20 protein-coding genes and 1 other RNA gene are annotated in these 16,473 nt (G+C 63.9%); 10 read left to right on the forward strand and 11 right to left on the reverse strand.

What is annotated here, in order from left to right; translation table 11 throughout:
- Window positions 1-104: 104 nt before the first annotated feature.
- The 6 genes from F753_RS27740 to F753_RS27765 all read right to left on the reverse strand — a co-directional run bounded on the left by F753_RS27740 (window position 105) and on the right by F753_RS27765 (window position 6,033).
- Window positions 105-1,106 (reverse strand): extracellular solute-binding protein, encoded by a 1,002-nt coding sequence (locus F753_RS27740; protein ID WP_014818654.1) that lies wholly within the window; start codon window positions 1,104-1,106, stop codon window positions 105-107.
- A 109-nt stretch (window positions 1,107-1,215) separates the two neighbouring features.
- Window positions 1,216-2,436 carry a 2-octaprenyl-3-methyl-6-methoxy-1,4-benzoquinol hydroxylase gene (locus F753_RS27745; RefSeq protein ID WP_023444009.1) on the reverse strand — a complete coding sequence of 407 codons (1,221 nt, stop codon included), beginning with the start codon at window positions 2,434-2,436 and terminating at the stop codon, window positions 1,216-1,218.
- Window positions 2,436-2,924, reverse strand: coding sequence for a DUF4442 domain-containing protein (locus F753_RS27750; protein WP_014818652.1), 489 nt, complete (start codon window positions 2,922-2,924; stop codon window positions 2,436-2,438). Before F753_RS27750 ends, F753_RS27745 begins: the two co-directional genes overlap by 1 nt.
- Window positions 2,925-2,947: 23 nt before the next feature.
- Entirely contained in the window at window positions 2,948-4,126 is a 1,179-nt protein-coding gene (ubiH, locus tag F753_RS27755; protein WP_023444010.1) for a 2-octaprenyl-6-methoxyphenyl hydroxylase, read from the reverse strand.
- 1 nt (window position 4,127) lies between these two features.
- Window positions 4,128-5,462: a Xaa-Pro aminopeptidase gene (gene pepP / locus F753_RS27760; protein WP_023444011.1), complete on the reverse strand. Its 1,335-nt coding sequence runs from the start codon at window positions 5,460-5,462 to the stop codon at window positions 4,128-4,130.
- A 16-nt stretch (window positions 5,463-5,478) separates the two neighbouring features.
- Window positions 5,479-6,033 carry a YecA/YgfB family protein gene (locus F753_RS27765; protein WP_031297165.1) on the reverse strand — a complete coding sequence of 185 codons (555 nt, stop codon included), beginning with the start codon at window positions 6,031-6,033 and terminating at the stop codon, window positions 5,479-5,481.
- 130 nt (window positions 6,034-6,163) lie between these two features.
- On the opposite strand from F753_RS27765, the gene F753_RS27770 reads away from it, so the two are divergent.
- The 4 genes from F753_RS27770 (at window position 6,164) to F753_RS27780 (ending at window position 7,505) form a co-directional block, all read left to right on the forward strand.
- Window positions 6,164-6,373 (forward strand): TIGR02449 family protein, encoded by a 210-nt coding sequence (locus F753_RS27770; RefSeq protein WP_003303302.1) that lies wholly within the window; start codon window positions 6,164-6,166, stop codon window positions 6,371-6,373.
- The gene (locus F753_RS27775; RefSeq protein WP_003303305.1) at window positions 6,370-6,684 is read left to right on the forward strand and encodes a cell division protein ZapA; all 315 of its coding nucleotides are present in this window, start codon (window positions 6,370-6,372) and stop codon (window positions 6,682-6,684) included. Before F753_RS27770 ends, F753_RS27775 begins: the two co-directional genes overlap by 4 nt.
- A gap of 33 nt (window positions 6,685-6,717) precedes the next feature.
- Window positions 6,718-6,896: non-coding RNA, 6S RNA (gene ssrS, locus F753_RS48905), on the forward strand.
- A 6-nt stretch (window positions 6,897-6,902) separates the two neighbouring features.
- On the forward strand, window positions 6,903-7,505 hold the full coding sequence (locus F753_RS27780) for a 5-formyltetrahydrofolate cyclo-ligase (protein WP_023444013.1): 603 nt from the start codon (window positions 6,903-6,905) through the stop codon (window positions 7,503-7,505).
- Window positions 7,506-7,533: 28 nt separating this feature from the next.
- Here the strand turns inward: F753_RS27780 and F753_RS49680 are convergent, their stop codons facing one another.
- Entirely contained in the window at window positions 7,534-7,686 is a 153-nt protein-coding gene (locus tag F753_RS49680) for a hypothetical protein (RefSeq protein WP_014818647.1), read from the reverse strand.
- A gap of 195 nt (window positions 7,687-7,881) precedes the next feature.
- Between F753_RS49680 and F753_RS27785 the strand changes: the two genes are divergently transcribed.
- On the forward strand, window positions 7,882-8,331 hold the full coding sequence (locus tag F753_RS27785; protein WP_031297167.1) for an EVE domain-containing protein: 450 nt from the start codon (window positions 7,882-7,884) through the stop codon (window positions 8,329-8,331).
- 1 nt (window position 8,332) lies between these two features.
- Here the strand turns inward: F753_RS27785 and F753_RS27790 are convergent, their stop codons facing one another.
- The gene (locus tag F753_RS27790) at window positions 8,333-8,719 is read right to left on the reverse strand and encodes a flagellar basal body-associated protein FliL (RefSeq protein ID WP_031297169.1); all 387 of its coding nucleotides are present in this window, start codon (window positions 8,717-8,719) and stop codon (window positions 8,333-8,335) included.
- Between the two features lie 231 nt (window positions 8,720-8,950).
- On the opposite strand from F753_RS27790, the gene F753_RS27795 reads away from it, so the two are divergent.
- Window positions 8,951-9,931, forward strand: a complete 981-nt coding sequence (locus tag F753_RS27795) for an NADPH:quinone oxidoreductase family protein (RefSeq protein WP_023444016.1) — start codon at window positions 8,951-8,953, stop codon at window positions 9,929-9,931.
- Window positions 9,932-9,985: 54 nt separating this feature from the next.
- On the opposite strand, the gene secB is transcribed toward F753_RS27795, so the two are convergent.
- From secB to F753_RS27810, 3 genes are all read right to left on the reverse strand, one after another.
- The gene (secB, locus tag F753_RS27800; protein ID WP_014818643.1) at window positions 9,986-10,480 is read right to left on the reverse strand and encodes a protein-export chaperone SecB; all 495 of its coding nucleotides are present in this window, start codon (window positions 10,478-10,480) and stop codon (window positions 9,986-9,988) included.
- Window positions 10,481-10,544: 64 nt separating this feature from the next.
- Window positions 10,545-10,799 (reverse strand): glutaredoxin 3, encoded by a 255-nt coding sequence (gene grxC / locus F753_RS27805; RefSeq protein WP_023444017.1) that lies wholly within the window; start codon window positions 10,797-10,799, stop codon window positions 10,545-10,547.
- 2 nt (window positions 10,800-10,801) lie between these two features.
- On the reverse strand, window positions 10,802-11,215 hold the full coding sequence (locus tag F753_RS27810) for a rhodanese-like domain-containing protein (protein ID WP_014818641.1): 414 nt from the start codon (window positions 11,213-11,215) through the stop codon (window positions 10,802-10,804).
- Between the two features lie 140 nt (window positions 11,216-11,355).
- Between F753_RS27810 and gpmI the strand changes: the two genes are divergently transcribed.
- The 4 genes from gpmI to F753_RS27830 all read left to right on the forward strand — a co-directional run bounded on the left by gpmI (window position 11,356) and on the right by F753_RS27830 (window position 16,470).
- Window positions 11,356-12,903: a 2,3-bisphosphoglycerate-independent phosphoglycerate mutase gene (gene gpmI, locus F753_RS27815; RefSeq protein WP_023444018.1), complete on the forward strand. Its 1,548-nt coding sequence runs from the start codon at window positions 11,356-11,358 to the stop codon at window positions 12,901-12,903.
- 116 nt (window positions 12,904-13,019) lie between these two features.
- A complete protein-coding gene (locus F753_RS27820; protein ID WP_023444019.1) occupies window positions 13,020-14,279 on the forward strand; it encodes a murein hydrolase activator EnvC family protein in 1,260 nt (419 codons plus the stop codon).
- A gap of 71 nt (window positions 14,280-14,350) precedes the next feature.
- On the forward strand, window positions 14,351-15,676 hold the full coding sequence (locus tag F753_RS27825) for a S41 family peptidase (protein WP_014818638.1): 1,326 nt from the start codon (window positions 14,351-14,353) through the stop codon (window positions 15,674-15,676).
- A gap of 2 nt (window positions 15,677-15,678) precedes the next feature.
- Window positions 15,679-16,470: a divergent polysaccharide deacetylase family protein gene (locus F753_RS27830; RefSeq protein ID WP_023444020.1), complete on the forward strand. Its 792-nt coding sequence runs from the start codon at window positions 15,679-15,681 to the stop codon at window positions 16,468-16,470.
- Window positions 16,471-16,473: the final 3 nt, after the last annotated feature.

Genomic DNA, 16,473 nt, shown 5'->3' on the forward strand with positions numbered 1-16,473 from the left:
CAAAAAAGACGACGCCCCGGACCAGGCCGGGGCGCCGAGTATAACCGCAGCGGTGAACGTGGCGGCCGGAGCTGCACGTCACCGCTGCAAGCGCAGAGGGCTGATCAGTTCCAGCCGGCGCGGTCCATCAGCTTGATGGCTTCGGCCTGGCGCTTGCCGGCCACTTCCACCGGAATGGTATCGGCCTTGAACTCGCCCCATGCCGCCACTTCGGCAGACGGCTTCACGCTCGGGTTGGCCGGGTACTCCATGTTGATGTCGGCGAAGATGCTCTGCGCTTCCTCACTGGTCATCCACTCCACCAGCTTGCGCGCGGCGTCCGCGTTCGGTGCGTGCTTGGTCAGGCCGATGCCCGACAGGTTGACGTGCACGCCGCGGTCTTCCTGGTTCGGCCAGAACAGCTTGGCCTTGAGCTGCGGGTTCTGCGCGTGCAGGCGACCGAAGTAGTAGGTGTTGACGATGCCGGCATCGCACTGCCCGGCGTCGACGGCCTGCACCAGCGCCGTGTCGTCGGCGAAGACGTCGGTGGCGAGATTGCCGACCCAGCCCTTGATGATCTCTTCGGTCTTCTCGGCGCCGTGAGTCTCGATCATGGTCGCGGTCAGCGACTGGTTGTACACCTTCTTGCTGGTGCGCAGACACAGGCGGCCGTCCCAACGCTCGTCTGCCAGCGCCTCGTAAGTGCTCAGCTCGCCGTCCTTGACCCGCTCCGGCGAGTAGACGATGGTCCGTGCGCGCAGCGACAGGCCGGTCCAGGCGTCGTTGGAGGAACGATACTGGGCCGGGATGTTGTCCTTGACCACCTGAGAGTTCAGCGGCTGCAGGATGCCCATTTCCTCGGCTTGCCAGAGGTTGCCGCCATCGACGGTGAGCAGAAGGTCCGCCGGGGTGTTCGCGCCTTCGGCCTTGATGCGGGCCATCAGCGGGGCTTCCTTGTCGGTGATGAACTTGATCGCTACACCGGTCTTCTCGGTGTAGGCGTCGAACACCGGCTTGATCAGCTCATCGATACGCGAGGAGTAGACCACTACTTCGTCGGCAGCCTGGACGGCACCCGACAGCGCCGTCAGCGCCAGGGCGGCGAGTAAACCTTTGCTTGCCTGCATGGAACAGCCTCTTGGTGAGTTGGAACAGAGGCTGAATAGTAGTGAATGTTATTTACCTTCTCAATGCGACAAATCGTGCAGGTAATGTTTTGTAAATATCAATCTGACATCAGGGCTTGGCGAGTTCCGGCAGATCGCCGCTCAATCCGAGCGCCTGACGAACGAACAGCGCCTTCGCCTCCGGTAGCGCCTGTACGGCCTTGAGACCGGTATTGCGCAGCCAGCGCAGCGGCAGTGGATCAGCCTGGAACAGCCGTTCGAAGCCTTCCATGGCTGCCATCATCGCCAAGTTGTGCGGCATGCGCCGACGCTCGAAGCGGCTCAGCACCTGCACATCGGCCACCCGCTCACCGCGGGCAATCGCCGCCTTGAGCACTTCCGCCAGCACGGCGGCATCCAGCAGACCAAGATTCACGCCCTGCCCCGCCAACGGATGAATGGTGTGTGCGGCATCGCCGATCAACGCCAGGCCCGGCTGCACATAGCGTTTGGCATGGCGTTGGCGCAGTGGGATGCACAGCCGCGGATCGACCTCGAGCACTTCTCCCAGGCGCTCCTCGAAGGCTCGACCAAGCGCCGTTCGGAATGCCGCGTCATCCAGCGCCATGAGCCGCCTGGCTTCAGCTTCAGTAACCGACCAGACAATCGAGCACCAGTGCCGGTCGCCATCGCGCTCGAGCGGCAGAAACGCCAGGGGGCCGTCATCGGTGAAGCGCTGCCAGGCCGTACGCTGGTGCGGCTCGCTGCAACGCACACTGGTGACGATGGCCTGATGCAGATAATCCCATTCGCGGGTTTCGCAACCAGCCAGGCGGCGAATCGCCGAGTTGGCGCCATCCGCCGCAATCAGCAGGGGCGTACGCAACTCGCGGCCGTCGACCAGCGTCAGCTGCCAACCGTCAGGGGTGCGCGCCAGCTGCTCGACGCGCGCGTCGCCGATCAGCTGCAGTCCGCCGCGGCGCTGCATCGCGTCCAGCAGCGCATCCTGCACCACACGGTTTTCGACGATATGCCCGAGCACTTCGGCATGTACGGTCTCGGCGGAAAAATGAATCTGCCCGGTGCCCGAGCCGTCCCATACGTGCATATCGGTGTAGGGGCTCGCGCGGCGCGCGGCGATGCCCGGCCAGGCACCGACCCGCTGCAGGATGCGCTGGCTGGCTGCGGACAGCGCACTGACCCGCGGTTCGAAGCCGCCCTGCGGGTCGAAGTCGACGACCTCGAGCGGGCTCGCATCGAGCACGACGATCTTCAGCCCGCAACCTTCGAGGGCGAGTGCCAGGGTACTGCCGACCATGCCGGCACCCACGATGATCAGATCCGCTTGCATCACTTCTCTCCTGGCTGCCGCGCCCGCGGCTTGAGTCGTATGTAGAGGGTCTTCTGCACCCGTGCCACCAGCGTGCCCTCGCCGTCGCGCACTTCGACATGCATTCTGGGCAGGTACTTGCTGCCGTCGGCCGTGTGCGCGCGGATCTCATCCAGCAGCCTGTCGCTGATGGCGAATTCGGCGTAGACCGCGCCGCGCCCGGGGCTGACGAATTCTATGTTGGCCGCCTTGTCCCAGACGATGTAGTCGCGCCCGAGATTCTCCATCAGCATCAGCACGAAGAACGGGTCGACCATCGAATACAGCGAGCCGCCGAACTGCGTACCGACATAATTGCGGTTGTACCAGCGCAGCACCATCTTGACCTGAACCAGGCGCATATCCGCGCTGATGTGCCGCACCCGAACACCGGCTCCGATGTATGGCGGGTAGAAATTCATGGCCCAGCGCAGAAACCGCGCCTTGCGCGCCAAACGGGAGCCGCTCATGCCGAGTCCTTTTGGTTGCCGCTTCAGCCAGCGCGAGTGCCCAGGCCCATCGCCTGGCGCGCAAACCAACGCTTGGCGGCGGGCATGAGGTCCAGCCCGAGCAGACCGAGATTGCGTCCGGCCGCGACCAGCCGACCGGAATCACCGAACAGCCGGGTGACCTGATCGGAGAAACCGACCGTCACGCGCTGATCGAAGCGCTGCCTGCGGGCGTACTCCTGCAGCACCGCCAGGTCGCCCAGCGCGGCGTCGCTGCGCAGCAAAGCGACGCTCAGCGCCTCCACATCACGCAGCGACAGGTTGTAGCCCTGCCCGGCGATCGGGTGCAGGCTGTGCGCCGCGTTGCCGAGCACCACCAGACCCGAACGTACCTGCTCTTCGGCCTCGATCAGCGTCAGCGGATACAGATGCCGGGCACCGACCTGCTGCAACGCGCCCAGGCGATAACCGAAGGCTTCCTGCAGTTCACCGAGGAAAACCGCCTCGTGCGCCTGCGCCAGGCGCGCGGCATCGGCCTGGGAGCGCGTCCATACCAGCGCACAACGATCATCCTGCAGCGGCAGCAGCGCCATCGGGCCATCTTCGGTGAAGCGCTCGAACGCCAGACCGCCGTGCGGTTTGCCTGGCGTGATGTTGGCGATGAGCGCGGTCTGGCCGTACGGCCGGCGCGACACCTGGATGCCAAGCTGCTCACGCAGCCCGGAGCGGCCACCATCTGCGAGCACGGTGAGGTCGCACTCCAGCTGCTGACCATCGGTAAAGCTCAACCGGTAACCGGTGGCGCCGGGCTCCAGTCGCTCGACCTCGGCCGGACAGTGACGGATCACCACCTGATCATCCAGCGCCTGCCACAGGCAATGCCCGATCCAGGCGTTCTCGACCACGTAACCCAGCGCCTCGACGCCTTCGCGTGTGCAATCGAGGCGTGCCGCCCCGAAACTGCCACGCTCGGATACATGAATGCGCAGAATCGGCTCGGCGCGCTCGGCGATGTGTTCCCATAGGCCCAGGCGCTGGTAGATCAGCCGAGTGCCGTAGGACAGCGCCGTAGAGCGCGCGTCATAGCTCGGCTGGTACTCGTGGCCGGGCTCGAACGGCTCGATCAGATGGATGCACCAGCCGCGCTCCCGGGCGCCATCCTGCAAGGCCAACGCGAGACTGGCACCGACCAACCCGCCACCGATGATCGCCAGGCTCTGCATGTCAGGCGACCTGCTCGCGAGCGGCGGCCATCAGCGCCTCGATCTCGGCGACGCTCTTCGGCACGCCACCGGTGAGGATTTCGCAGCCGGTCCGGGTCACCACCACATCGTCCTCGATGCGCACGCCGATGCCGCGCCACTTCTTGGCGACGTTCTGATTGTCCACGGAAATATAGATGCCCGGCTCGACGGTCATCGACATGCCCGGCTCGAGCACGCGCCACTCGCCGCCGATCTTGTAGTCGCCGACGTCATGCACGTCCATGCCCAGCCAGTGCCCGGCGCGGTGCATGTAGAAGGGTTTGTAGGCCTCGCTTGCGATCAGTTCGTCGACCTCGCCCTGCAGCAGGCCCAGCTCGACCAGCCCGGCGGTGATTACCCGTACGGTGGCCTCGTGGGCCTCGTTCCAGTGCTTGCCGGGTGCGATGTGCTTGAAAGCCTCTTCGTTGGCCTTGAGCACCAGTTCGTAAATGGCCTTCTGCTCGGGCGAGAAGCGGCCGTTGACCGGAAAGGTGCGGGTAATGTCGCTGGCATAGCAGTCGATTTCGCAACCGGCGTCGATCAGCACCAGGTCGCCATCCTTCAGCGGCGCATCGTTCTCGCGGTAATGCAGGATGCAGGCATTGCGACCCGCGGCGACGATGCTGCCGTAAGCGGGCATCTTCGCCCCGCCCTTGCGGAACTCGTAGTCCAGCTCGGCTTCCAGGTGGTACTCGAACAGGCCCGCGCGGCTGGCCTGCATGGCACGGATATGTGCACGGGCGGAAATCTCCGCGGCATGCTTCATCACCTTCACTTCGTTACTCGACTTGTACAGACGCATGTCGTGCAGCAAGTGATCGAGCGCGACGAACTCGCTGGGCGGCTGCGCGCCCTGGCGCGCCTTGGCGCGAATGGTCTTGATCCACTCCATCAGCCGATGATCGAAGGCTTCGTTGGTGCCGATGGCGTAGTAGACACGGTCGCGGCCTTCGATCAGCCCGGGGAGGATGTCGTCGATGTCGCCGATGGGAAAAGCATCGTCGGCACCGTATTCACTTATCGCGCCGTCCTGCCCGGCACGCAGGCCATCCCACAGCTCGCGTTCGGGGTCGCGTTCGCGGCAGAACAGCACGTATTCGCCATGCTCACGCCCGGGAATCAGCGCGATCACCGCCTCCGGTTCGGGGAAGCCGGACAGATACTGAAAGTCGCTATCCTGGCGGTAGACATGCTCGACATCGCGGTTGCGGATATACATCGGCGCCGCCGGCAGGATGGCGATGCTGTTGGGTTCCATCTGCTCCATCAGCGCCTTGCGCCGACGGGCGTATTCCGATTTCGGGATGCGAGTCATGAGCGGAACGATTTCCTCAATGCAGGGAAGGTTTCGGAGCAGCAGGTACCGGCTTGGCGCACTCGGTGAACAGCAGCAACGGCGCCACGCGCAGGTACTCCATCACTTCCATGTAATCGGTCTCGCCGTCTTCGGACTCTTCCAGCGAGTCCTGAATCTGCGCGATGGCCGAGAGATCCTGCAGTACTTCCATGGCCTCGGCGCTCAGCGCGCGGTCGCCAGCGGCCAGACCGAAGCCGGCGAGAAAGCCCTGGCACCACTGGCCCAGCGCGACAGCGCGCTCGGCCAGCGGCGCATCATCGCTGGGCAGCAGCAGAACGACGGCGATGTCGTCGCCGGCGAGCTCACCCTTGACCATCTCCTGCAGGCCGATCAAGGCCTGACGGATATTGTCCTGCGGCGCTTCGCCAAGCAGGTCCGAGGCATCGGTCAGCCAGGGTTCGACATCGAAGCCGGCACCGGCGCAGCTGCGCCCGAGCAACAGGCCATGCAATTCGGCAGGAGAAACAGTTTGCGGTGCGCCAGCCAGAAGTGTGGCGAAAGCGGCATATGGGGAATTCTGAATGGACATGGCGGCTAGGCGCACGATGGCGCAATGACTAGAATGAAGGCTTCGTATCCTAGCACCGGCGGCCGCGGCAAGACCATCGAAGCCCCCGGGCATCGCCTCCGTCTTCACTCAGTGCCCCAACAGGAATCCCATGGAAGACGCCGATCTGAAAGCGCTGACCACCAAGCTGGAGCAGCTGATTCAGCGCATCGAGCAGCTCAAGGCGCAGAACCACCTGCTACTGGCCAACGAGCGGAACTGGCGTGAAGAGCGCGCGCATCTGATCGAAAAGAACGAAATGGCCCGCTTGAAGGTCGAATCAATGATTTCGCGCCTGAAAGCCCTGGAGCAGGACTCATGACCCAGCCGAACACCGTCACCGTGCACATCATGGACAAGGAATATTGCATTGCCTGTCCGCCAGAGGAACGCAGCAATCTGGAAGGCGCGGCCCGCTATCTGGATCGCAAGATGCGCGAGATCCGCAGCAGCGGCAAAGTCATCGGCGCCGACCGCGTTGCGGTGATGGCCGCGCTGAACATCACCCACGAATTGTTGCACAAGCATGATCGCCTGGATGCCGAAGCCAACAGCGCGCGCGAGCACGTACGCATGCTGCTGGAGCGCGTCGACAGCGCACTGGCCACCGACCCGAACCCTTCCGGCAACTGATCAACGGCAGCCGGTTTGCGTTATACTCCGCCCAACTCCCTGGCATGTTCGCCAGTCGGCGATGACCCTCTCCCGATAAGCAACACCATGGAGGCTACACGTGGTGCCGGTGTGCATGTCCGCCTGACGGAAAGCCTTAAGGTACTCTGTAGTCGCCACCTTGAACTCTCGGGTTCAAGGGCCTACGCTGGCAGCGGCATGCTGGGGAGCCACTTCTGATGATCGTAGCCGAAGGCCTTTCGCGCCCGGCGCTACGCCGCAAGCTGCGCCACGCTCGACGCCAACTGACACCCGCCCAGCAGCGCCTGGCCGCTCGCCGTCTCTATCGGCAGCTGGCTCAGCATCCCCGGTTTCGGCGCGCCCGGCATATCGCCCTGTACCTGCCCAATGATGGCGAAATCGATCCGCGCCTATTGCTGCAAGCGGCTCAGCGCCGCGGCAAGGCAACCTATCTTCCGGTACTCAACCCCTGGCCACGTACGCGCATGGTGTTCCAGCGCATCGAGCCCGGCGAACAGCTGCGCCGCAACCGCTTCGGCATTCTGGAACCCGTGATCCGGACCGCTCGGCAACGCCGCGTCTGGGCGCTGGACCTGCTGCTCATGCCACTGGTGGGCTTCGACGGAAAGGGCGGACGGCTTGGCATGGGTGGCGGCTTCTATGATCGCAGCCTGGCGTATCGCGCCATGCGCAAAAAAAGTCACAAACCGACATTGTTGGGACTGGCTCATGAATGTCAGCGCGTCGATCGACTGCCGCTGGAGAGCTGGGATGTAGCGCTTCAGGCTACGGTGACGGACCAGGGCTGGTACGCCGGATGATGGAACGCCGCGTCCATGCGGCACGAGATCATCGCTGCTGAGCCTGCTGCACCTGAATGACCGGGGCCATGCCGGCCGCGCCATCGTGCTGATCCCACAGACTCTGCGTATAGCCCGTGGTGACTACGCCGAGACCAAAGATAAAGACCAAAATCCACAGAATATCGGGCTTACGTTTCATTTGTGTTCGCCTCCCCCTACCAGGCGAAATGCTTGCGTCGAGTCGATGTGTTTTCGTTCTAGGACTCGATAGGCCACCTTACAGCTGCGGCATTTTCCGTGAAGCGTCGGCACCGCGCAAACAGGTATTGCAGCCGATTGTCGGAGATTTTGCCATCATGGTCTGATCGAACCGTCCGATAGGAGAGCAAGGTTCATGCCTTACTGGCTAATGAAGTCCGAACCCGACGAATTTTCCATCCGGGACCTGAAAAAAATGGGTCACGGACGCTGGGATGGTGTACGCAACTACCAGGCGAGAAACTTCATGCGCCAGATGCAGGAAGGCGATCAGTTCTTCTTCTATCACTCCAGTTGCGCCGAGCCAGGAATCGCCGGCATTGGCAGGATCAGTCGCAGCGCCTATCCCGATCCCACTGTCCTCGACCCTGCCAGCCCCTATCACGATGCCAAGGCTCGCGATGATGCAAATCCGTGGAGCGCGGTCGATGTCGAGTTCGTCGACGCCTTTGCGACACCGTTGAAATTGGCGCGACTGAAAACCGAGCCAGCACTGCACGAACTGGCACTGGTGAAGAAAGGAAGCCGCCTATCGGTGATGCCGGTCAGCGAAGACGAATGGCAGGCGATCCTGGCGATGCGCTGAGCTACTGGATGATCAGATTGTTGAACAGCAGATCATCCACCAGCGGTTTGCCTTCTTCCTGCTCCAGCACCTCGCGCACCTGGCGCAAGGCTTCCTGACGCAACTGTTCCTTGGCTTCGGGGCCGCTCAGCGTCTCGTCGGTCTGCTGGGAAAACAGCATCACCAGCTGATGGCGAATCAGCGGCTCGTGATGCTTGACCCGATCCTCCACCTCCTTGCTGGAGATACGCAGCGCAACATCGGCCTTGTAGTACTTCAGTCGCTCGCCGGAGCCGTAGTTGCCAACCATCGCAGGCGTCAGCGCGTAATAGAGTGTCTGCGTGGCGACGGCGTCTTCGGCCGGCTCCTCAGCCAGCGCGGGCCCAGCCAAAGCGAGGCAGAAAAACATCGAGATGAGGTATTTCACGCGGTACTGCTCCAAGGGATTCCTGCGCCAGCATAACCAGTCGCCGCGGCCCACCCAAGCCTATCGCGCAACCGCCTGCCACTTATACGCCGCCATTACAGTGAACGATGCTGATTGCCTCGCCACGCAGCGCTCCTAGACTGGAAAGTCCTGAGCAGTCGAGCCATCCCATGTCGGACGGCAAGCGTCCGACCAGTCGAACAAGGAAAAGCGATGAAAGCCGTCCTGTGCAAAAGCTTCGGCCCGCCCGAAAGCCTGGTTGTCGAAGATGCCCCCTCCCCTCAGATCAAGCCGAGCGAGATCCTGCTCGACGTGCATGCCGCCGGGGTGAATTTCCCTGACACGCTGATGATCGAGGGCAAGTATCAGTTCAAGCCGCCGTTCCCGTTCTCGCCCGGCGGCGAGGCGGCCGGCGTGATTGCCGCAGTCGGAGAGAAGGTCAGCCACCTCAAGGTCGGCGACCGGGTCATGGCGCTCACCGGCTGGGGCAGCTTTGCCGAACAGGTTGCCGTGGCCGGTACCAACGCACTGCCAATCCCGCCGAGCATGGACTTCGAGACCGCTGCCGCCTTCAGCATGACCTATGGCACCTCGATGCATGCGCTCAAGCAGCGCGCCAATCTGCAACCCGGCGAGACCTTGCTGGTGCTCGGTGCCTCCGGAGGCGTCGGCCTGGCTGCCGTGGAGATCGGCAAGGCCATGGGCGCGCGAGTCATCGCCGCCGCCTCCAGCGCCGAAAAGCTGGAGGTGGCGAAGAATGCCGGCGCCGACGAACTGATCAACTACAGCGAAGTCAGCCTGAAGGAGCGCCTGAAGGAACTCACCGGCGGCCAGGGTGTGGATGTCATCTACGATCCGGTGGGCGGCAAGCTGTTCGAGGAAGCCTTCCGCAGCATCGCCTGGAACGGCCGCATGCTGGTGGTGGGTTTCGCCGCCGGTGGCGACATTCCGGCGTTGCCGGCCAACCTGCCGCTGCTCAAGGGTGCCGCACTGATCGGCGTGTTCTGGGGCTCCTTCGCCCAGCGTCAACCGCAGGACAACGCCGCGAATTTCCGTCAGCTGTTCGCCTGGCATGCAGAAGGCAAGCTCAAGCCGCTGGTATCGCAACGCTTTGCGCTGGAAGAGGCTGGCCAGGCTATCGCCACGCTGGGGCAGCGCAAGGCGGTCGGCAAGCTGGTGGTGCAGGTGCGCTGATGCGCAGAAGGAAATGCAGGAAGCGTCGGACGCTTCCTGCATGACCCGCATGGATCAGTGGGCGGTGCTGGGGGCTTCGCCGGCGCTCTGCATGCGCGCCATTTCCTGGGCGTAGAGTGCGTCGAAGTTCACCGGAGCCAGCATCAGCGCCGGGAACGAACCGCGGGTCACCAGGCTGTCCAGCGCCTCACGGGCGTACGGGAAGAGGATGTTCGGGCAGAACGCGCCAAGGGTGTGGCTCATCGCAGCCGCTTCCAGACCCTTGATCAGGAAGATCCCGGCCTGCTGCACTTCGGCAATGAACGCAACTTCTTCGCCGGTCTTCACGGTGACCGAAAGGGTCAGCACGACTTCATGGAAGTCGCCCTCAAGCGCCTTCTGCTTGGTGTTCAGGTCCAGCGCGACACTCGGATTCCATTCCTGACGGAAAATTTCCGGGCTCTTCGGCGCTTCGAAGGACAGGTCGCGGACGTAGATGCGCTGCAGAGAGAACTGCGCGCCCTGTTCGTTCTGCGACGCTGCGCCGCCGTTGTTAGCTTGTTCGGTCATTTCTGCAACCTTCTATCCAGTTGTGCGTGTCGTTTGAATTGTTCGCAGACCCGCGTTGCCGGCCTCAAGCCTGCAGCAACGGGTCGAGACGTCCAGCGCGCTCCAGAGCGTGCAGCTCATCGCAGCCGCCGACGTGCTTGTCGCCGATCCATATCTGCGGCACCGAGGTGCGTCCGGCCTTGCTGGCCATCTCGGCGCGCAGGGACGGGTTGCCATCCACGGAAATTTCCTCGTAGGCGACACCCTTGCGATCGAGCAGCGCCTTGGCGCGGATACAGAACGGGCACCAGGCGGTGGTATAGATGACGACGTTGGGCATGATTACTTGACCACTGGCAGATTGTCGCCGCGCCAGCTGGAAATCCCTCCCGACAACTTGGCGGCGGTGAAGCCTGCCTTCTGCAGCTCACGGCAGGCCGTTCCGGCGTGCTGCCCCATGGCGTCGACCACGATGATGGTCTTGGCCTTGTGCTTTTCCAGCTCGCCTGTGCGGCTGACCAGCTTCTCGTAGGGAATGTTCAATGCATCGACGATATGACCCGCGTCGAACTCCTTCTTGACGCGCACGTCCAACACCACGCCCTCGCCACTGTTGACCAGTGCCGTCAGTTCGCGATTGCTCAGGCTCTTGCCACCCTTGCGGGTCTCGGTGATGAACAGAAGGATCAACAGCACCACGAACAGGCTGCTGAGTACATAGTGGTTAGAGACAAATTCAATCAGGTTAGCGAGCATCAACGGGTACCCGGACGATAAAATGCGGGCCAGTATACACAGCCCCTCCTACCGGCTGAACCCTGATGATTCGTGACCTCGCCCCGGCCAGCCAGTAGACTGGCTGCCCTTTTCCGCCCCCGTGCAAGGAGCCCGAAAGCATGTCCGTCGCCCCCACCGCCGCGCCCAAACCCCTGGTACTGATCATTCTCGATGGCTTCGGGCACAGCGACAGCCCGGACTTCAACGCCATCCACGCCGCCCGCAAGCCGGTCTATGATCGCCTGCTGGCCAGCCAGCCGCACGGATTGATCTCTGGCAGCGGCATGGATGTCGGTCTGCCGGACGGGCAGATGGGCAACTCAGAGGTCGGCCACATGAACCTGGGTGCCGGGCGCGTGGTGTACCAGGACTTCACCCGGGTGACCAAGGCGATCCGTGATGGCGAGTTCTTCGCGAACCCCACCATCTGTGCCGCCGTCGACAAGGCCGCGGGGGCCGGCAAGGCGGTGCACATCCTCGGCCTGCTCTCCGACGGTGGCGTGCACAGCCATCAGGATCATCTGGTCGCCATGGCCGAGCTGGCGGCCCAGCGCGGCGCCGAAAAGATCTACCTGCATGCCTTCCTCGACGGCCGCGACACCCCGCCGAAGAGCGCACAGCACTCCATCGAACTGCTCCAGGCTACCTTCACGCGCCTGGGCAAGGGGCGTATCGCCAGCCTGATCGGCCGCTACTTCGCCATGGACCGCGACAACCGCTGGGACCGCGTACAGCAGGCCTACGAGCTGATCGTCGACGGCAAGGCGGAGTACCGCTCCGACTACGCCGTGGATGGCCTGATCGCCGCCTACGAGCGTGGCGAAAGCGACGAATTCGTCAAGGCGACCACCATCGGCGAACCGGTGCGCGTCGAGGATGGCGACGCCGTGGTGTTCATGAACTTCCGTGCCGACCGCGCCCGCGAGCTGACCCGCTGCTTCGTCGAACCCGGCTTCAATGAATTCGAACGCGCCCGGGTGCCGCAACTGGCCGAGTTCGTCATGCTCACCCAGTACGCCGCGAGCATTCCCGCGCCGGCAGCCTTCGCCCCGGAAGCGCTGACCAACGTGCTCGGCGAGTACCTGGCCAACAACGGCAAGACCCAGCTGCGCATCGCCGAAACCGAGAAATACGCCCACGTCACTTTCTTCTTCTCCGGCGGCCGCGAAGAGCCCTTCCCCGGCGAAGAGCGCATTCTGATCCCCTCGCCTCAGGTCGCCACCTACGACCTGAAACCCGAGATGAGCGCGCCCGAGGTCACCGATCGTATCGTCGATGCCATCGAAAACCAGCGCTACGACGTTATCGTGGTCAACTACGCCAACGGCGACATGGTCGGTCATACCGGCGTGTTCGATGCCGCGGTCAAGGCGGTGGAATGCCTGGACAGCTGCGTCGGGCGGATCGTCGAGGCGCTGGACAAGGTCGGTGGCGAAGCGCTGCTGACCGCCGACCACGGCAACGTCGAACAGATGGAAGACGTCATGACCGGCCAGGCGCACACCGCGCATACCTGTGAGCCAGTGCCTTTCATCTATATAGGCAAGCGCAACGTCTCGATCCGCGAAGGCGGCGTGCTGGCCGATGTCGCGCCAACCATGCTGACCCTGCTCGGCATGCCGGTACCGCCGGAGATGACCGGTCGCTCGATCGTCGAGCTGAGCTGATCGAGCCGGGCGGGAAGCGGCTGGCGCCAGCCGCCGTTTCCCGCTACAGGCTTCAAGCTTCCAGCTTGCTTTTTAGGCATACTACGTCGGTCATAACGCTCGGTTGACGCCCTCCAATGCCTCGTACCTTTCTCGCCCTCGCCTTCCTCTGCCTGCTCGGCCCCGCCGTGGCGGACGAACGTGCCGCAGCGCGGCAGCAGATCGAAGCCGCTCGCCAGGACATTGCCGAACTGCAGAAACTGCTCAAGCAGATCGAGCAGGAGAAATCCGGCGTTCAGAAGCAGCTGAAGACCACCGAAAGCGAGATGGGTCAGCTGGAAAAGCAGGTCGACACCCTGCAGCAGGAGATCGACCGCAGCGAGGCCGAGCTGGAACGCCTGAACGAGGAGAAAACCACCCTCGAAGGCGCACGCCTGGAGCAGCAGCGCCTGATCGGGCTGCAGGCCCGCGCCGCCTATCAGAATGGGAGGCAGGAATACCTCAAGCTGCTGCTCAACCAGCAGAACCCGGAAAAATTCAGCCGCACCATCACCTATTACGACTACCTGAACAAGGCGCGCCTCGAACAGCTCGACAGCTTCAACGAGACCCTGCGCCAACTGGCCGGAGTCGAGACTGACATCGAAGCGCAGCAGAACCTTCTGGCGGAAAAGAAGGACGGCCTGCTGGAGCGGCGCGAGCAGCTCGCCGAGGTGCGCAAGGAGCGCCAGCAAACGCTGGCCAAGCTCAACAGCGACCTGTCCAGCCGCGAACAGAAGCTGCAGGCCCGCCGTCAGGAGCAGGCCCAGTTCGAACGGGTACTCAAGACCATCGAGGAAACTCTGGCGCGCCAGGCTCGCGAAGCCGAGGAAGCCCGGCAACGCGAACTGCTTGCCGAGCGCCAGCGTCAGGAGCAACAACAATCCCGGCCCGGCGCCAGCACTGCGCCGAGCGGCCCATTGGTTTCCAGTGCCGGCGGCAACTTCGGCGGCCCGTTCGCCAAGGCCAAGGGCAAGCTGCCATGGCCGGTGGATGGACGTCTCGTCGCCCGCTATGGCACTCCGCGCGGCGGCGACGCTCGAACCAAGTGGGACGGCGTACTGATCGGCGCCAGCGTCGGTACTCAGGTCCGCGCCGTCCATGGCGGACGCGTAGTGTTCGCCGACTGGCTGCGCGGCGCTGGACTGCTGGTAATCCTCGACCATGGCAATGGTTATCTGAGCCTGTATGGCCACAACCAGAGCCTGCTGCGCGACGCCGGCGATATCGTCAAGGCCGGCGACGCAATTGCCACGGTAGGCACCAGCGGCGGCCAGGAAACTGCCGCACTGTATTTCGCCATTCGCCAGCAGGGGCGCCCCAGCGATCCTGCCCAATGGTGCCGCGCGCAAGGTTAGCGATCAGCGGCGTTCGGTCCTGCCGAGCCGCCCGCACCACCAAGCGCGCCCTCTCATAATTGGAGTTCGACATGTTGCACCTGCGCCGTTTCGCCCGCCCATCCACGCTCGCCCTGGCCGTATTGCTGGGGATGCAGGGCGGCGCATGGGCCCAGCAGCCCATGGAGGAGGCCGCGGCGCCAAGTGCCAGTGCCAAAGCCCCGCTGCCGCTGGAGGAACTGCGCACCTTTGCCGAGGTACTGGATCGCATCAAGGCTGCCTATGTCGAACCAGTCGATGACAAGACCCTGCTGGAAAATGCCATCAAAGGCATGCTCAGCAATCTCGATCCTCATTCCGCCTATCTCGAGCCCGAAGCGTTCGCCGAGCTGCAGGAAAGCACCAGCGGCGAATTCGGTGGTCTCGGCATCGAAGTCGGCATGGAAGACGGCTTCATCAAGGTCGTTTCGCCGATCGACGATACCCCGGCGTCCAAGGCCGGCATCGAAGCCGGCGACCTGATCGTCAAGATCGACGGCCAGCCGACCAAGGGGCTGTCGATGATGGACGCCATCGGCAAGATGCGCGGCAAGCCGGGCAGCAGCATCAGCCTGACGCTGGTGCGCGAAGGCGGCCAGCCGTTCGACGTGAAGCTGACCCGCGCGGTCATCAAGGTGCGCAGCGTCCGCAGTCAGATCCTGGAGCCGGGCTACGGCTACCTGCGCGTCACTCAGTTCCAAGTCAACTCCGGCGAGGAAGTGGGCAAGGCGCTGGCGAAGCTGAAGAAGGACAACGACGGCAAGAAGCTCAACGGCCTGGTCCTCGACCTGCGCAACAACCCCGGTGGCGTGCTGCAGGCGGCTGTCGAGATTTCCGACCACTTCCTGACCAAGGGCCTGATCGTCTACACCGAGGGTCGCATCGCCAATTCCGAGCTGCGCTTCAACGCCGACCCGGCCGATGCCAGCGAAGGCGTACCGCTGGTGGTGCTGATCAACGGCGGCAGCGCTTCGGCCTCGGAGATCGTCGCTGGCGCGCTGCAGGATCACAAGCGCGGTGTGGTGATGGGCACCGACAGCTTCGGCAAGGGCTCGGTACAGACCGTGCTGCCGCTGAACAACGATCGTGCACTGAAGCTGACTACCGCGCTGTACTACACCCCCAACGGCCGCTCGATCCAGGCCCAGGGCATTGAGCCGGACATCAAGGTCGAGCGTGCCAAGCTGACCCGCGAGCAGGCCGCCGACGGCTTCCGCGAGGCCGATCTTGCTGGCCACCTGGGCAACGGCAACGGCGGTCCTGACCGTCCCACCGCCACCCAGATCGCCAGCGACTCGCCGCGGCCGCAGGACGATGACTACCAGCTCGGTCAGGCCCTGAATCTGCTCAAGGGATTGAACCTCACCCGCGGCCAGTGAAGATGTCAGGCTGGGTAGCAGGGCTGGCGCTGCTGGTGTTGCTCGCCAGCCAGGCGCTGTATGCCAGCGAGCCCGCAGCCACGCCGGACCATGTCCCGCGACCGCGGTTGACCCTGATAATCGACGACCTCGGGCAGAACCCGGCACGCGACCGCCGCGTGCTGCAACTGCCGGGGCCGGTCGCGCTGGCGATCCTTCCCGATACCCGCCATGCAGCCGACCTTGCCGAGCAGGCCCATCGCGCCGGCAAAACGGTCATGCTGCACATGCCGATGGCGCCTGCCCAAGGCCGTTTCGCCTGGCATCCCCAACTACCTCATGACGAACTGGCGCGCCGTCTCGACGCAGCGCTTGCGGCGGTACCGCATGCCAGCGGGCTGAACAACCACATGGGCAGCGCCATGACCGATCAGATACAGGCCATGACCTGGCTGATGGGCGAACTGCAGCGCCGCCACCTGTTCTTTCTCGACAGCCGCACCAGCCCGCGCACCGTGGCCGCCGCCAGCGCCCAACGCACGGCACTGGCCAGCCTGTCTCGGGACATCTTTCTCGATGACGATCCTTCACCGTCCGCGGTAGCCGAACGCTTTCACGCGGCAGTCGCGCTGGCGCGCAAGCAAGGCTCGGTCGTCATCATCGGTCATCCCCACGAGAGCACGCTGGCCGTGCTCGAACGCGAACTGCCGCGACTCTCCGCGCAGGGCATCGAATGGGTCGATGTCGGGCAGATGATCGCCACCCGCAGCAACCGCGCGATGGCCGCCCATGGTCGTGGCGGCGTCTACCGCTGAGCT

The organism is Stutzerimonas chloritidismutans AW-1, assembly GCF_000495915.1.
GTDB classification, from domain to species: Bacteria; Pseudomonadota; Gammaproteobacteria; order Pseudomonadales; family Pseudomonadaceae; genus Stutzerimonas; species Stutzerimonas chloritidismutans.

Coding starts and splice junctions, on each gene's coding strand:
- F753_RS27740 (WP_014818654.1), bottom strand. CDS start 1,106: ATGCAGGCAAGCAAAGGTTTACTCGCCGCCCTGGCGCTGACGGCGCTG.
- F753_RS27745 (WP_023444009.1), bottom strand. CDS start 2,436: ATGCAAGCGGATCTGATCATCGTGGGTGCCGGCATGGTCGGCAGTACC.
- F753_RS27750 (WP_014818652.1), bottom strand. CDS start 2,924: ATGAGCGGCTCCCGTTTGGCGCGCAAGGCGCGGTTTCTGCGCTGGGCC.
- ubiH (WP_023444010.1), bottom strand. CDS start 4,126: ATGCAGAGCCTGGCGATCATCGGTGGCGGGTTGGTCGGTGCCAGTCTC.
- pepP (WP_023444011.1), bottom strand. CDS start 5,462: ATGACTCGCATCCCGAAATCGGAATACGCCCGTCGGCGCAAGGCGCTG.
- F753_RS27765 (WP_031297165.1), bottom strand. CDS start 6,033: ATGTCCATTCAGAATTCCCCATATGCCGCTTTCGCCACACTTCTGGCT.
- F753_RS27770 (WP_003303302.1), top strand. CDS start 6,164: ATGGAAGACGCCGATCTGAAAGCGCTGACCACCAAGCTGGAGCAGCTG.
- F753_RS27775 (WP_003303305.1), top strand. CDS start 6,370: ATGACCCAGCCGAACACCGTCACCGTGCACATCATGGACAAGGAATAT.
- F753_RS27780 (WP_023444013.1), top strand. CDS start 6,903: ATGATCGTAGCCGAAGGCCTTTCGCGCCCGGCGCTACGCCGCAAGCTG.
- F753_RS49680 (WP_014818647.1), bottom strand. CDS start 7,686: ATGAAACGTAAGCCCGATATTCTGTGGATTTTGGTCTTTATCTTTGGT.
- F753_RS27785 (WP_031297167.1), top strand. CDS start 7,882: ATGCCTTACTGGCTAATGAAGTCCGAACCCGACGAATTTTCCATCCGG.
- F753_RS27790 (WP_031297169.1), bottom strand. CDS start 8,719: ATGTTTTTCTGCCTCGCTTTGGCTGGGCCCGCGCTGGCTGAGGAGCCG.
- F753_RS27795 (WP_023444016.1), top strand. CDS start 8,951: ATGAAAGCCGTCCTGTGCAAAAGCTTCGGCCCGCCCGAAAGCCTGGTT.
- secB (WP_014818643.1), bottom strand. CDS start 10,480: ATGACCGAACAAGCTAACAACGGCGGCGCAGCGTCGCAGAACGAACAG.
- grxC (WP_023444017.1), bottom strand. CDS start 10,799: ATGCCCAACGTCGTCATCTATACCACCGCCTGGTGCCCGTTCTGTATC.
- F753_RS27810 (WP_014818641.1), bottom strand. CDS start 11,215: ATGCTCGCTAACCTGATTGAATTTGTCTCTAACCACTATGTACTCAGC.
- gpmI (WP_023444018.1), top strand. CDS start 11,356: ATGTCCGTCGCCCCCACCGCCGCGCCCAAACCCCTGGTACTGATCATT.
- F753_RS27820 (WP_023444019.1), top strand. CDS start 13,020: ATGCCTCGTACCTTTCTCGCCCTCGCCTTCCTCTGCCTGCTCGGCCCC.
- F753_RS27825 (WP_014818638.1), top strand. CDS start 14,351: ATGTTGCACCTGCGCCGTTTCGCCCGCCCATCCACGCTCGCCCTGGCC.
- F753_RS27830 (WP_023444020.1), top strand. CDS start 15,679: ATGTCAGGCTGGGTAGCAGGGCTGGCGCTGCTGGTGTTGCTCGCCAGC.